We start from the raw sequence: 15,479 nt of genomic DNA on the forward strand, positions 1-15,479 counted from the left end.
ATAACGTACAATTAGTAATTAACCTACATGCTCCTATTGCGATGGATGAAGGTTTGCGTTTCGCAATTCGGGAAGGTGGCCGTACAGTTGGTGCCGGTGTTGTTGCGAAAATTATCGAGTAAGGTGAAATGTTGGCATGCGTTAATCTTAACGCATGCCAAGTAAATTTAGGCCAGTAGCTCAATTGGCAGAGTGGCGGTCTCCAAAACCGCAGGTTGGGGGTTCGATTCCCTCCTGGCCTGCCAACTACAAGTGAATATGAAAAGTTCAAACGAAAATCCAAATAAGACAAAAGATATTTTATCTTGGCTAGCTGTGGCGTTATTAACTGCTGGCGCGTTCTTTTGCACCTACTATTACACTTTTTCAGGGCCAGTTCAGTCTATGGTATGGCTGGGATGGTTCGTACTTTCTATGTTTTTTGCTTACCTAACAACCACAGGCAAACAAGTTTATCAATTTGCTCAAGAGTCAAAAATTGAGTTATTAAAAGTTGTTTGGCCTACACGTCAAGAGACGATACAGACGACGACTATTGTTATTGTTATGGTTACATTAACTGGATTTATTCTGTGGGGAATAGATTCAATAATGATGTGGGCAATTGCTAAAATAACACATTTAGGGTGAATTCGGTGGAAGAGCAGAAGTCAAAGCAATGGTATGTTGTACATGCCTATTCAGGTTATGAGAATTTTGTTATGCGCGAAATTTTGTCTCGTGCAGTACACCACAATTTACAAGATAAGATTGGTGAGGTAGTTGTTCCTTCTGAAGAAGTTGTCGAAATGCGCTCTGGACAAAAGCGCAAAAGCACACGTAAGTTCTTCCCTGGCTATGTTTTAGTTAACATGGTTATGGATGATCAAACATGGCATATGATTCGTGCAATTCCTCGTGTTTTAGGTTTTATTGGCGGAACCAGCCAAACGCCTACACCAATTACTGATAAAGAAGCACGGGCAATTATGCAACGTGTTGAAGACGGGGTTACTAAACCCAGACCTAAAATTCTTTTTGAACCGGGTGAAGTTATTCGGGTCAAAGAAGGTCCATTTGTTGACTTCAATGGTGTTGTTGAGGAAGTTAACTATGAGAAAAACAGACTAAGAGTAGCAGTTCTTATTTTTGGACGTTCTACACCTGTCGAGCTTGAATTCAGTCAAGTTGAAAAGACATAGTTTGTTAAGTGCCTAGACCAGCTTCCCTGCTGTAGATGTAAATCTACGGTAGGGAGCTGGTCAGGCTTTTTTTGTAAACTGGGGAGCTAGAAATTTACTAAGACAAACTTAATTTGTCTCTAGAACTAGTGTTTGACCCGTAAGGAGTAAATATGGCAAAAAAAGTAGAAGCATATATTAAGCTGCAAATTCCAGCCGGAAAGGCGAACCCAAGTCCACCAGTAGGACCTGCATTAGGTCAACGTGGTGTGAACATTATGGAATTCTGTAAAGCATTTAACGCTGCAACACAACAATTGGAACAAGGCCTACCTATTCCTGTTGTTATCACTGTTTATAGTGATCGCAGCTTCACCTTTATCACTAAGACTCCTCCAGCTTCAGTTCTATTGAAGAAAGCTGCAGGTATTGCAAGTGGAAGTGGTACACCTAACACTAAGAAAGTGGCTAAACTTCACGTCAGTAAACTTGAAGAAATCGCGAAGCTTAAAGCACCTGATTTAACTGCAGCAGATTTAGCAGCCGCAGTTAGAAGTATTGCAGGTACGGCGCGTAGCATGGGTATTGAAGTTGAAGGTTTAGAATAAGGGGTCACCATGGCAAAAGTAACTAAGAAACAAAAAAATATTGCAACAGTAGTTAAGCCAAATCATTTTTATACTGTTAGTGAAGCTGTTGCTATATTAAAACAATTTGCTTCAGCAAAATTTCGTGAAAGCTTAGATATCAGTGTTAACTTAGGGGTTGATCCTCGTAAATCTGACCAAGTTGTTCGCTCATCTACTAATCTGCCAAAAGGTACTGGTAAAGTAGTTCGTGTTGCTGTATTCGCTCAAGGCGATAACGCAACTAAAGCAAAAGACGCTGGTGCTGATATCGTTGGTTTTGAAGATTTAGCTGACCAAATTAAAGCGGGTAAAATGGACTTCGATGTGGTTATTGCAACTCCAGATGCAATGAGAATCGTTGGTCAATTAGGTCAAGTCCTCGGTCCAAGAGGTTTGATGCCTAACCCTAAAGTTGGTACTGTAACTACAAACGTAGAAGCAGCAGTTAAAGATGCTAAGTCAGGTCAGGTACGTTATAGAACTGACAAAAATGGTATTATCCACTGTTCAGTTGGTAAAGCTGATTTCGCAGCAGAAGATGTATTGGAAAACATAGTTGCATTAATTAGCGACTTGAAAAAGGCGAAACCATCTTCATCTAAAGGTCAATACCTGAAGAAAATTTCTTTATCTACAACAATGGGCCCTGGACTAAGTATTGATATTTCATCTTTACCTGTGTAATATATCCACCCATTTTTAAGAATTCACGGCATAGATTTGGTTCCATGCCGTCGAAGACCGCAGGTGCCTCGGCTTAATTTCCTGCGCAGACGGTGAACCGGCTCCATTTAAAAGAGGCGGCCACCATAACTGGCAAATCCTTGAGATTTGTTTACATTAGGAGGTCAGTAACGTGACATTAAATTTAGCTGCAAAGAAAGCAGTAGTTGAAGAAGTGGCTGAAGTCGCTTCTAAAGCTATTTCGGCAGTTGTTGCTGATTATCGTGGTTTAACTGTTAATCAAATGACGCAATTACGCACTGAAGCGCGTAAAGCAGGTGTCTATCTTCGAGTTGTAAGAAATACTTTAACTCGCAGAGCGTTTAAAGACACTGAGTTTGAATGCTTGAGTGACATGCTTGTTGGCCCGTTGTTCGTTGCTTTATCTCTGGAAGCGCCCAGCGATGCAGCTCGTCTGCTTAAAGAGTTTGCTAAGACATTCGATAAACTTGAAGTTAAGGCATTATCAGTAGGCGGAAAAATATACGCAGCAAGTCAAATTGATGCAGTTGCAAGCTTACCGACTAAGGATGAAGCAATTGCTAAGTTGATGTATGTAATGAAAGCGCCAGTTGAGAAATTTGTTAGAACTCTTGCTGAGCCTCACGCTAAGTTGGTGAGAACTATAGCAGCGGTAAAAGACAAAAAAGCAGGTTAATCCTTTAATCATTAATTAATTTTTTTAAATCAGGAGCTAGTAATGGCTGTGTCTAAAGACGAAATTTTAAATACCATAGCAAACATGTCTGTTATGGAAGTTGTTGAACTAATCGAAGCAATGGAAGAGAAATTCAATGTTTCTGCTGCCGCTGCTGCTGTTGCAGTTGCTGCTCCAGCTGCTGCTGCCGCTGCTGCTGAAGAGCAAACTGAATTCAACGTAATTATGACTAGCTTTGGCGCAAACAAAGTTAACGTAATTAAAGCGGTTCGTGAAATTACTGGTTTAGGCTTGAAAGAAGCTAAAGACTTAGTAGAAGGTGCTCCTTCAACAATTAAAGAAGCTGTATCTAAAGATGAAGCTGCTAACCTCAAGAAATCACTTGAAGAAGCTGGTGCTACAGTAGAAGTTAAATAATATAGTTGTATCTATGAGATTGAACCCAGCCATGTTTTCATGGCTGGGTTTACGTGTTTGAAAGTCATCAATAATTTACAGAGGAACCACCATGGCCGTTGCAGAAGCTAAACCTCAATATTCGCATGCTGAGAAAAAACGATTTCGCAAGAGCTTTGGTACCCAAGCCGATAAAATGGCGATACCAAATCTGCTTGAAATTCAACTTAAATCCTATAGAGATTTTCTTCAGGCCGATAGCAAATTAAGTCAACACTTTAATACAGGATTGCACGCTGCATTTTCTTCTGTATTTCCTATCGAAAGTTTTTCTGGTAATGCACGACTTGAATATGTTGGTTATAAGCTGGGCGAGCCAGCATTCGATGTTCGCGAGTGCAAATTACGTGGTTTAACCTATTCTGCACCATTAAGGGTTAAGATAAGACTTGTTGTTCTTGATAAAGACGCAAGCGAAGATCCTAAGCCAATTAAAGATATTAGAGAACAAGATGTATTTATGGGTGAAATACCCCTAATGACTGACGTGGGTACATTCGTGGTGAATGGTACTGAACGTGTCGTAGTTTCACAATTACATCGTTCACCTGGTGTTATATTTGAGCATGATAAAGGTAAAACTCACTCATCCGGTAAATTACTTTATTCTGCACGCATTATTCCTTACCGTGGATCTTGGTTAGATTTTGAATTTGATCCTAAAGATTGCGTCTATGTTCGAATTGACAGAAGACGTAAACTCCCTGTTAGCATCTTATTAAGAGCGTTAGGATACGAAACTGAAGACATTCTTGGCGAATTCTTTGAAATAACAAGCTGCCATCTCAAAAATGGTGAGTATCATATTGAATTGATACCACAACGTTTAAGAGGTGAGATTGCTTCATTTGATATTCTTGTTCCTGAAACGGGTGAGTTAATTGTTGAGCAGGGCAGAAGAATTACAGCACGCCATATTAAGCAAATGGAAAAAAGCCAGATGCAAGATCTTGTCGTACCTAGAGATTACTTGGTTGGCAAAACATTAGCTAAAAGCATAATCGACACACTAACTGGTGAGGTTGTTGCTCAAGCAAATGATGAAGTAACTGATGAGTTGTTGGATAAAATGGCATCTCATGGTATTCATCAATTTGATATGATTTATACCAATGATCTCGATCATGGTTCTTATATTTCTGATACGGTTAAAATTGACCCAACTTCAAGCCAATTAGAAGCCTTGGTAGAAATCTATCGTATGATGCGACCTGGTGAGCCACCTACTAAAGAAGCAGCTGAAGCATTATTCAAAAACTTATTCTTTGTTGATGAGCGCTATGATCTTTCTGCTGTTGGCCGTATGAAGTTCAACCGTCGTGTTGGCAGAAAAAATGATGATGGTCCGGGTACATTGACCAAAGAAGATATCATGGCTGTAATTAAGACGCTTATTGATATTCGAAATGGTATTGGTATGGTCGATGATATTGACCATCTTGGTAACCGTCGTGTTCGAAGTGTTGGTGAAATGACAGAAAACCAATTCCGTGTTGGTTTAGTTCGTGTAGAGCGTGCGGTAAAAGAACGTTTGAGCTTAGTTGAATCTGAAAACTTAATGCCACAAGATTTAATTAACGCGAAACCAGTATCTGCGGCAATCAAAGAGTTCTTTGGTTCAAGTCAATTATCTCAGTTCATGGATCAGGTAAACCCACTATCAGGGGTTACACATAAACGTCGTGTATCAGCATTAGGCCCAGGTGGTTTAACGCGTGAGCGCGCAGGTTTTGAGGTTCGTGACGTACATACCACACACTATGGTCGCGTATGTCCAATTGAAACACCTGAAGGTCCAAACATTGGATTAATTAACTCTTTATCTGTTTATGCAAGAACTAACGATTATGGTTTCATTGAAACACCTTGCCGTAAGGTAATTGATGGTCGTGTAACAGACGATATTGAATATTTATCTGCAATTGAAGAAGTTGATCAATACATTGCACAATCAAGTGTTGCATTAGATGAGGATGGCAATATTCTTGCCGATTTGGTTCCTTGTCGACATCAGAATGAGTTTTCATTAACGACACCTGATAAAATTAATTATATGGATATTTCTCCCAAGCAGATTGTTTCGGTAGCTGCTTCGTTAATCCCATTCTTAGAGCATGACGATGCGAACCGCGCGTTAATGGGATCAAACATGCAACGTCAGGCAGTACCAACATTGCGTTCTGAGAAGCCTTTAGTTGGAACTGGAATGGAGCGTATTGTTGCTTCAGACTCTGGAGTTTCTGTGGTTGCAAAACGTGGTGGGATAATTGATTTAGTTGATGCATCCCGTATCGTAGTTCGTGTTAATGATGACGAAACTACTGCAGGTGAAACCGGGGTGGATATTTACAACTTAACTAAATATTTTCGCTCGAACCAAGATACATGTATTAACCAAAGACCCATTGTAAATACTGGGGATCTTATTCAACGTGGTGATATCCTAGCTGATGGTCCTTGTACTGATATGGGTGAGTTGGCATTAGGTCAAAACTTACTTGTAGCATTTATGCCTTGGAATGGATACAACTTCGAGGATTCGATTCTTATTTCTGAACGTATTGTGCAAGAAGATCGCTTTACTACGATCCATATTGAAGAGTTAACGTGTATTGCACGTGATACCAAGCTAGGTACAGAAGAAATCACCTCTGATATTCCAAACGTTGGCGAGTCTGCATTATCGAATCTTGACGAAGCCGGTGTTGTATATATCGGTGCTGAAGTTAAAGCGGGTGATATTCTCGTAGGTAAAGTAACTCCTAAGGGGGAAACACAACTTACCCCAGAAGAGAAACTGTTACGCGCAATCTTTGGTGAAAAAGCTTCTGATGTTAAAGATTCATCTTTACGCGTTCCTTCTGGTATGAACGGTACTGTAATTGACGTACAAGTATTTACTCGCGACGGACTAGATAAAGATGCTCGTGCTAAGAGCATTGAAGAAGAACATCTGGCTCGAGTTCGTAAAGACTTAGTTGACGAGCGTAGGATCCGCGAAGAAGATATTTATCATCGTGTCGCTAATTTAATCCTTGATAAAGTAGCAACAGGTGGTCCAGCTAACTTGAAACCAGGTTCAACGGTTACTCAAGAATATTTGGATAAAGTTGAACGGCAAAAATGGTTTGATATTCGTTTAGATAACGATGCAGTAAGCCAACAGTTGGAACAACTTTCAAAACAACTTGAAATGTTGTCTAAAGAGATGGAAAAACGTTTTAACGATAGCCGTAAAAAAATTATTCAAGGTGATGACTTAGCGCCGGGCGTATTAAAAATCGTTAAAGTATATCTAGCTGTGAAGCGTAGAATTCAACCTGGTGATAAGATGGCAGGTCGACATGGTAACAAAGGGGTTATCTCTATTGTTGTACCTGTTGAAGACATGCCTCACATGGAAGATGGAACTGCTGTTGATATCGTACTGAACCCACTTGGCGTACCTTCACGTATGAATATTGGTCAGGTACTAGAAACACACCTTGGTTTAGCTGCTAAAGGCTTAGGCCATAAGATTGCAGAACTGTTAGATACGAAGCAATCAGCTGCTGAAATTAAGTCGTTCCTAACCAAAATATATAACCATGATGGTGTGCAACGAGTTAATCTTGACTGTTTGAATGAAGAAGAGTTATTCCGATTAGCAGATAATCTACGAGCTGGGGTACCAATGGCAACACCAGTATTCGATGGAGCTTCTGAAGAAGAAATCAAGAGTATGTTATTACTAGCAGGTTTATCTCCTGATGGTAAGACTACATTGACTGATGGTAGAACTGGAAATAAATTCGATAACCCAGTTACAGTTGGTTATATGTATATGTTAAAGCTTAACCACTTAGTCGATGATAAGATGCATGCTCGTTCAACTGGTTCCTATAGCTTGGTAACGCAACAACCACTAGGCGGTAAAGCACAGTTTGGAGGACAGCGTTTCGGAGAGATGGAAGTATGGGCACTGGAAGCATATGGTGCAGCATATACATTACAAGAAATGTTGACTGTAAAATCAGATGACGTTGGTGGTAGAACGAAGATCTATAAGAATATTGTCGATGGGGATCATCGTATGGACCCAGGAATGCCTGAATCATTTAACGTATTGTTAAAAGAAATTCGTGCATTGGGAATTGATATTGAATTAGATCACGATTAACCGTATCAGCGATACATACTGATTAACCAATTTTTGGAGACATAGACTTGAGTACTCTAAACGACGACCCAATGAATGAACCGATGAGAAAAGCTCCAGTGATGAGCGACTTGCTTGGGATTCTCAAGCAACAAGGGCAAAGTGAAGAGTTCGACGCAATTAAAATTGCGTTGGCCTCTCCGGAATTAATTCGCTCTTGGTCTTATGGTGAAGTAAAAAAACCAGAAACAATTAATTACCGTACCTTTAAGCCTGAGCGTGATGGTTTATTCTGTGCTAAAACGTTTGGCCCTGTAAAAGATTATGAATGTTTATGTGGTAAATATAAGCGCTTAAAACACCGTGGTGTTATTTGTGAAAAGTGCGGTGTTGAACTAGCTTTAGCTAAAGTACGACGTGAGCGTATGGGCCATATCGAACTGGCAAGTCCAGTTGCTCATATTTGGTTCTTAAAATCATTACCATCCAGAATTGGTTTATTACTGGATATGACTTTAAGAGACATCGAGCGTGTTCTTTACTTTGAAGCATTTGTTGTTGTTGAGCCTGGCATGACTGAGCTTGAGCGAGGCCAATTGCTTAATGATGAAGCTTATCTTGATGCTATGGAACAATATGGTGACGAATTTGATGCGCGTATGGGTGCGGAGGCAATTCGTGATCTATTACGTCAAGTTAGTCTTGAAGATGAAATTAAAAATCTCCGTGAAGAGTTACCAACTACTAGCTCTGAGACTAAGATTAAGAAGATCACTAAGCGTTTAAAACTATTAGAAGCGTTCTATGAGTCAGGAAACAAGCCTGAGTGGATGATTATGGATGTATTGCCTGTTCTTCCACCAGATTTAAGACCTTTAGTACCTCTGGACGGTGGTCGTTTTGCTACTTCTGATCTTAACGATCTTTACCGCCGTGTAATTAACCGCAATAACCGCTTGAAGCGGTTACTGGATTTGAATGCCCCAGATATCATCGTACGTAACGAAAAGCGGATGTTACAAGAATCTGTTGATGCCTTATTAGATAATGGTCGTCGTGGCAGAGCAATTACTGGAACTAACAAGCGTCCTCTTAAATCGTTAGCAGATATGATTAAAGGGAAGCAAGGTCGTTTCCGTCAAAACCTTCTAGGTAAGCGTGTTGACTACTCTGGTCGTTCTGTAATTGTGGTAGGTCCTACATTAAAATTACATCAATGTGGTTTACCGAAAAAAATGGCGCTTGAGCTGTTTAAGCCCTTTATCTTTAGTAAGTTAGAGTTTAGGGGGTTAGCTACAACGATTAAAGCCGCCAAGAAAATGGTCGAGCGTGAAGAATCCGTAGTATGGGATATTCTTGATGACGTCATTCGCGAGCATCCAATCTTATTAAACCGTGCACCAACCCTGCATAGACTAGGTATTCAGGCATTTGAACCTGTACTAATCGAGGGTAAGGCGATTCAATTACATCCTTTAGTCTGTACGGCATATAATGCGGACTTCGACGGGGACCAAATGGCGGTTCACGTACCCCTAACTTTAGAAGCACAGTTAGAGGCCCGTTCGTTAATGATGTCTACGAATAATATTTTATCCCCAGCAAGCGGTGAACCAATTATTGTTCCTAGCCAGGACGTTGTATTAGGTTTGTATTACTTAACTCGTGAAAAAGTTAATGCTTTAGGTGAAGGAAAAATATTTGTTAGTGCCCAAGAAGCTCAGAACTTCTATGAATCAAACCATCTTGATATTCATGCGAAAATCAAAATTCGTATGGCGAAAGAAAATGATGAAGAAGGGTATCATTTGGTAGAAACGACAGTTGGAAGAGCAATCCTTGCCGAAGTATTACCTAAGGGCATGCCTTTTGCCACAATTAACCGCACTATGACCAAGAAAGTTATTTCTAAAGTTATTGACGGTTGCTATCGTATTTTTGGCTTGAAAGAAACAGTTATGTTCGCAGATAAGCTTATGTATACAGGCTTCAAATACGCGACTCGCTCTGGAGTATCTATCGGTATCGAAGATATGGAGATTCCAGACGATAAGGCGAGCATTATTGAACACGCAGATAACGAAGTTCGTGAGATTGAATCGCAATTCCGTTCTGGTTTAGTAACTAATGGTGAGCGTTATAATAAAGTAATCGATATTTGGTCACGCACTAACGAATTAGTCGCTAAATCAATGATGGCTAAAATTGCTACCGAAGCAGTCACTGATGCCAAAGGCAACCAAACACGCCAAGAATCATTTAACCCGATCTTTATGATGGCGGATTCTGGAGCGAGGGGTTCTGCTGCACAGATTAGACAGCTAGCAGGTATGCGTGGTTTGATGGCAGCTCCAGATGGCTCGATTATTGAGACTCCTATTACTGCGAACTTCCGTGAAGGTTTGAACGTATTCCAGTACTTCATTTCAACTCACGGTGCGCGTAAAGGTTTAGCGGATACCGCATTGAAAACAGCGAACTCAGGTTATTTGACTCGTCGTTTAGTTGACGTTGCCCAAGACGTTGTTATTACAGAAGATGATTGTGGCATTGATACAGGTATTCTAATGCAACCTCTTATTGAGGGTGGTGATATTGTTGAGCCACTACATGAGCGTGTATTAGGTCGTGTTGTTGCTGCAGACGTTTATATTCCTAACCAAACTGAGCCTGTTGTTAAAGCAGGTACTTTATTGGATGAAGATTGGGTTGAACAGTTAGAGAAGCAAAGCGTGGACCAAGTAATGGTTCGTTCGCCAATCACTTGTCAAACTCGATTTGGACTCTGTGCTAAATGTTATGGTCGTGATTTAGCTCGAGGGCACTTGGTTAACACTGGGGAAGCTGTAGGTATTATTGCGGCACAGTCAATCGGTGAACCTGGAACTCAGTTGACCATGCGTACCTTCCACATCGGGGGGGCTGCGTCAAGAGCCACAGCTGCTAACAATATTCAAATTAAGACTAAAGGGGTTATTCGCTTACATAACATTAAAACTGTAACTCACGAGAACAAAAACCTGGTTGCGGTATCGCGTTCAGGCGAGGTGACCATTGTTGATGAGTTCGGACGTGAGCGTGAGCGTTATAAGCTACCTTATGGTGCGGTGATTTCGGTTCAAGATAACTCTCCTGTTGATGCAGGTCAGGTAATTGCAACTTGGGATCCACATACTCACCCAGTTATTTCTGAAGTGAGTGGTTACTTGAAGTTCGTTGACTTAATCGACGGTATGACGATGAATAGACAAACCGATGAGTTAACTGGTTTGAGTAATATTGTTATTATCGATGCGAAACAACGTAGTGCAGCAGGCCGTGATTTACGTCCTATGGTTAAATTAGTAACTGCTGATGGTGACGACATTTACCTAGCGGGTACTAATGTTCCAGCGCAATACTATCTACCTGTAGATGCGATCGTTAACTTTGAGGATGGCGGTCTAGTAGGTATTGGGGACGTGATTGCACGTATTCCTCAAGAACGCTCTAAAACACGCGACATTACCGGGGGTCTTCCACGGGTAGCTGACTTGTTTGAAGCGCGTAAACCAAAAGATTCTGCAGTTATGGCGGAAGTATCTGGATTGGTTAACTTTGGTAAGGAAACTAAGGGTAAACGACGACTAATAATCAATGTTTCCGAAGATCAATGTCATGAAGAATTGATACCAAAATGGCGTCATATATCTGTGTTTGAAGGTGAGCACGTAGAACGCGGTGAAATGATCGCTGAAGGTGCACTCAATCCGCATGACATATTACGTTTATTAGGTGTGGGCGCATTGGCAAATTATATTGTTAACGAAGTACAAGATGTATATCGTTTGCAAGGTGTGAAAATTAATGATAAGCACATCGAAGTAATTGTTAGACAAATGCTACGTAAGCGAGTTATTACTTTTGCTGGTGATTCTAAATTCCTAGCCGGTGAGCAAATCGAAGAAAGCGCAATGCTGCAAGAAAACGATAGGCTTATTGCCGAAGGAAAACAGCCTGCCCGTGGTACACCAATTTTATTGGGTATTACTAAGGCATCTTTGGCTACTGAATCATTTATTTCAGCTGCATCATTCCAAGAAACGACTCGGGTTCTGACGGAAGCTGCTGTAAGTGGTAAAATTGATGATTTACGTGGATTAAAAGAAAACGTGATGGTTGGTCGCTTGATTCCTGCAGGAACAGGTTATGCTTATCATCAAGGCCGGAAGGCAAAAAGAGCTAAGGCTGCAGCTGGTGAGCATGTAATGCACACTGTTACTGCGAGTGATGTTGAACATGCGTTAAGCGAAGCATTAAACGCGGATAATCAAGAACACTAGTTCGGATCTAAGATACGGCAGATTAAAACTTGACAAATCTGTCGTATCTATATAGAATCCGGCCTCCTTATGCATTCGAAATAATCACAAGAGAATATCGGAGTGAAGTACAAATGGCTACTATTAATCAGTTAGTAAGAAAGCCTCGTGTGGACGTAAAGAAGAAAAGTAACGTACCTGCACTAGAGTCATGTCCACAGCGACGCGGTGTGTGTACACGCGTTTATACTACTACACCTAAAAAACCTAACTCAGCAATGCGTAAGGTTGCTCGTGTACGTTTAACTAATGGATTTGAAGTTTCATCATACATTGGTGGTGAAGGCCACAACCTTCAGGAGCACTCTGTAGTGCTAATTAGGGGTGGTCGTGTTAAAGACTTACCGGGTGTGCGCTATCACACAGTAAGGGGTAGTTTAGATACGTCAGGTGTTAATGATCGTAAACAAGGTCGTTCTAAGTACGGTACCAAAAAACCTAAAGATAAAAAATAACTGATTGTAGGAAATCGAAATGCCTAGAAGAAGAGAAGTCCCCAAAAGAGAAATTTTGCCAGATCCTAAACATCATAGTGAACTGTTAGCAAAATTCATTAACGTATTAATGGTCAGTGGTAAAAAATCAACTGCTGAGAAAATTATTTACGGTGCACTTTCTGTTATGGAAGAGCGCATCAAGAAACTGAAAAAGTCAGATGAAGAGGGTGAGTCAGGCTCAACAACTGCTACTGGTTCTAGCCCCGTTCTTCGCTACTTTGAAGATGCTTTAAACAATGTTCGTCCAAGTGTTGAAGTTCGTTCACGCCGTGTTGGTGGTGCTACGTACCAAGTTCCTGTCGAAGTAAGACATGATCGCAGCATCGCTTTAGGAATGCGCTGGATTGTTCAAGCAGCTCGTACACGCGGTGAAAAAGGTATGATGTTACGATTGGCTGGTGAATTGTCGGACGCTTTTGAAAGCAAAGGTTCTGCAGTTAAGAAGCGTGAAGATACTCATAAGATGGCAAAAGCCAACCAGGCGTTTGCGCATTTTAGATGGAACTAAGAGAGAGGTAATCCGTGTCTACTCCATTACAATTATATAGAAATATAGGTATTGCAGCACACGTTGATGCGGGTAAAACCACAACAACGGAACGTGTACTGTATTATACCGGTATGTCTCATAAGATTGGTGAAGTACATGACGGTGCTGCAACAACTGACTGGATGGTTCAGGAGCAGGAGCGCGGCATTACCATTACTTCAGCCGCTGTTACATGCTTTTGGCCTGGAATGGATAAACAATTCCAACCACATCGCATTAACATCATTGATACTCCAGGACACGTAGACTTCATGATTGAAGTTGAGCGTTCCTTACGTGTTCTTGATGGTGCTGTTGTAGTATTTGACTCCGTATCTGGAGTTGAGCCTCAATCTGAAACTGTATGGCGTCAAGCGAATAAGTATGGTGTTCCTCGTATCGTATTCGTTAATAAGATGGATAGAATGGGCGCAAACTTTTTGCGCGTTGTTGACCAAATTCGCCAAAGATTAGGTTCTAACCCCGTAGTTCTTCAATTGCCAATTGGTGCAGAAGAGGAATTCAAAGGGGTTATTGACTTAATTAAAATGAAAGCAATTGAGTGGGATGACGAAAGTAAAGGTATGACTTTTAAATACGTTGATATCCCCGCAAATATGCAAGCTCAATGCGAAGAATATCGTGCATTAATCGTAGAAGCTGCAGCAGATGCAAGCGAAGAGTTAATGGAAAAGTATCTTGAAGGCACAGATATTTCTGAAGCTGAACTTAAAGAAGCTTTACGCCATTTAACTGTAAGCAACAAAATTGTTCCTGTTTTCTGTGGTTCAGCCTTTAAAAATAAAGGTGTTCAAGCGGTATTGGATGGAGTAATTGAATATTTACCTTCACCAGTAGATGTTCCCGATGTTCAAGGTATTGATGAATATGGTGAGCCAACTACACGTGCAACTAAATATGATGCACCATTTTCGGCTTTAGCATTTAAAATTGCTACAGACCCATTTGTTGGCACATTAACATTTATCCGTGCTTACTCTGGTACGCTAAAAAGTGGCGATACGTTGTTTAACTCTGTTAAAGAAAAAAGAGAACGTATTGGCCGAATAGTACAAATGCACGCTAATGCTCGTGAAGAGATAAAAGAAGTAAGAGCGGGTGATATTGCCGCTGCAGTAGGTTTAAAAACAGTGACCACAGGTGATACTTTATGTGATCCAGATCATATCGTTATTCTGGAGCGTATGGATTTCCCTGATCCTGTAATTGCAGTAGCTGTTGAGCCTAGAACTAAAGCAGACCAAGAAAAAATGGGTGTCGCGCTTGGTAAATTAGCTCAAGAAGATCCTTCCTTCAGAGTTCATACTGATGAAGAGTCAGGTCAAACGATCATTGAAGGTATGGGTGAGTTACATCTTGAAATTATTGTTGACCGCATGAAGCGTGAGTTTAATGTGGAAGCAAATGTTGGTAAACCCCAAGTAGCTTATCGTGAAACGATAAAACAAGCTGTTGAGCAAGAGGGTAAATTCGTACGCCAGTCTGGTGGACGCGGTCAGTTCGGACACGTATGGATTAAAATTGAGCCTCAAGAGCCTGGCAAGGGTTATGAATTTATCAATGATATTGTTGGTGGTGTTATTCCAAAAGAATACATTCCAGCAGTTGATAAAGGAATTCAAGAGCAAATGCAAAACGGTGTTATTGCTGGCTATCCAGTAGTGGATGTTAAAGTGACATTGTTTGATGGTTCATTCCACGAGGTAGACTCTAGTGAAATGGCGTTCAAAATTGCTGGCTCTATGGGTTTCAAACAAGGTGCATTGAAAGCTAAGCCTGTTTTACTCGAACCAATAATGAGTGTTGAAGTAGTTACACCTGAAGATTACATGGGAGATGTTATGGGTGACCTTAACAGACGCCGTGGTTTGGTTCAGGGCATGGAAGACTCTCCAGCGGGTAAAATTGTTAGAGCTGAAGTACCACTTGCAGAGATGTTTGGTTATTCGACCGATTTACGTTCTGCTACCCAAGGAAGAGCAACATATACTATGGAATTCTCTAAGTATGCTGAAGCTCCAAATAACATTGCTGAAGCAATTATCAAGAAACAATAAAAGTTAACGAGGTTATTGAAATGGCGAAGGAAAAATTTGAACGTAAGAAGCCACACGTTAATGTGGGAACAATCGGTCACGTAGACCATGGTAAGACAACTTTAACTGCAGCTATTACTACGATTATGGCGAAAAAATTTGGCGGTACAGCTAAAGCATACGACCAAATTGATGCTGCGCCAGAAGAAAGAGAGCGTGGAATTACAATTTCTACAGCTCACGTAGAATATGAATCAGCTACAAGACACTA

The 15,479-nt window shown here is 40.8% G+C and carries 13 protein-coding genes and 1 tRNA gene; all 14 read left to right on the forward strand.

What is annotated here, in order from left to right:
• On the forward strand, positions 1 to 122 hold a 122-nt coding region (locus E1P08_RS16490), incomplete at its 5' end, for an EF-Tu C-terminal domain-related protein (protein ID WP_479724436.1).
• Positions 123 to 169: 47 nt separating this feature from the next.
• A tRNA-Trp gene (locus tag E1P08_RS16495) sits at positions 170 to 245 on the forward strand.
• Positions 246 to 258: 13 nt separating this feature from the next.
• Entirely contained in the window at positions 259 to 630 is a 372-nt protein-coding gene (gene secE, locus E1P08_RS16500) for a preprotein translocase subunit SecE (RefSeq protein WP_133138059.1), read from the forward strand.
• A gap of 5 nt (positions 631 to 635) precedes the next feature.
• On the forward strand, positions 636 to 1,181 hold the full coding sequence (gene nusG / locus E1P08_RS16505) for a transcription termination/antitermination protein NusG (protein WP_165485224.1): 546 nt from the start codon (positions 636 to 638) through the stop codon (positions 1,179 to 1,181).
• 152 nt (positions 1,182 to 1,333) lie between these two features.
• The gene (rplK, locus tag E1P08_RS16510) at positions 1,334 to 1,768 is read left to right on the forward strand and encodes a 50S ribosomal protein L11 (protein WP_133138061.1); all 435 of its coding nucleotides are present in this window, start codon (positions 1,334 to 1,336) and stop codon (positions 1,766 to 1,768) included.
• Positions 1,769 to 1,777: 9 nt separating this feature from the next.
• Positions 1,778 to 2,473: a 50S ribosomal protein L1 gene (gene rplA, locus E1P08_RS16515; RefSeq protein WP_133138062.1), complete on the forward strand. Its 696-nt coding sequence runs from the start codon at positions 1,778 to 1,780 to the stop codon at positions 2,471 to 2,473.
• A gap of 172 nt (positions 2,474 to 2,645) precedes the next feature.
• Complete coding sequence (gene rplJ, locus E1P08_RS16520) at positions 2,646 to 3,170, forward strand: 50S ribosomal protein L10 (protein WP_133138063.1); 525 nt, start codon at positions 2,646 to 2,648, stop codon at positions 3,168 to 3,170.
• A gap of 42 nt (positions 3,171 to 3,212) precedes the next feature.
• Entirely contained in the window at positions 3,213 to 3,587 is a 375-nt protein-coding gene (gene rplL, locus E1P08_RS16525) for a 50S ribosomal protein L7/L12 (RefSeq protein ID WP_133138064.1), read from the forward strand.
• A 91-nt stretch (positions 3,588 to 3,678) separates the two neighbouring features.
• Positions 3,679 to 7,785 carry a DNA-directed RNA polymerase subunit beta gene (rpoB, locus tag E1P08_RS16530; RefSeq protein ID WP_133138065.1) on the forward strand — a complete coding sequence of 1,369 codons (4,107 nt, stop codon included), beginning with the start codon at positions 3,679 to 3,681 and terminating at the stop codon, positions 7,783 to 7,785.
• Between the two features lie 101 nt (positions 7,786 to 7,886).
• On the forward strand, positions 7,887 to 12,086 hold the full coding sequence (gene rpoC, locus E1P08_RS16535) for a DNA-directed RNA polymerase subunit beta' (protein ID WP_165485225.1): 4,200 nt from the start codon (positions 7,887 to 7,889) through the stop codon (positions 12,084 to 12,086).
• Between the two features lie 113 nt (positions 12,087 to 12,199).
• Positions 12,200 to 12,580: a 30S ribosomal protein S12 gene (rpsL, locus tag E1P08_RS16540; RefSeq protein WP_010654837.1), complete on the forward strand. Its 381-nt coding sequence runs from the start codon at positions 12,200 to 12,202 to the stop codon at positions 12,578 to 12,580.
• Between the two features lie 19 nt (positions 12,581 to 12,599).
• Entirely contained in the window at positions 12,600 to 13,130 is a 531-nt protein-coding gene (gene rpsG, locus E1P08_RS16545) for a 30S ribosomal protein S7 (RefSeq protein WP_133138067.1), read from the forward strand.
• Between the two features lie 14 nt (positions 13,131 to 13,144).
• On the forward strand, positions 13,145 to 15,229 hold the full coding sequence (gene fusA, locus E1P08_RS16550; protein ID WP_133138068.1) for an elongation factor G: 2,085 nt from the start codon (positions 13,145 to 13,147) through the stop codon (positions 15,227 to 15,229).
• A 20-nt stretch (positions 15,230 to 15,249) separates the two neighbouring features.
• Positions 15,250 to 15,479 (forward strand): GTP-binding protein (locus E1P08_RS16555; protein WP_242602507.1); only part of this gene is annotated, 230 nt, incomplete at its 3' end.

It is taken from the genome of Legionella rowbothamii, assembly GCF_900639985.1.
Lineage (GTDB): Bacteria > Pseudomonadota > Gammaproteobacteria > Legionellales > Legionellaceae > Legionella > Legionella rowbothamii.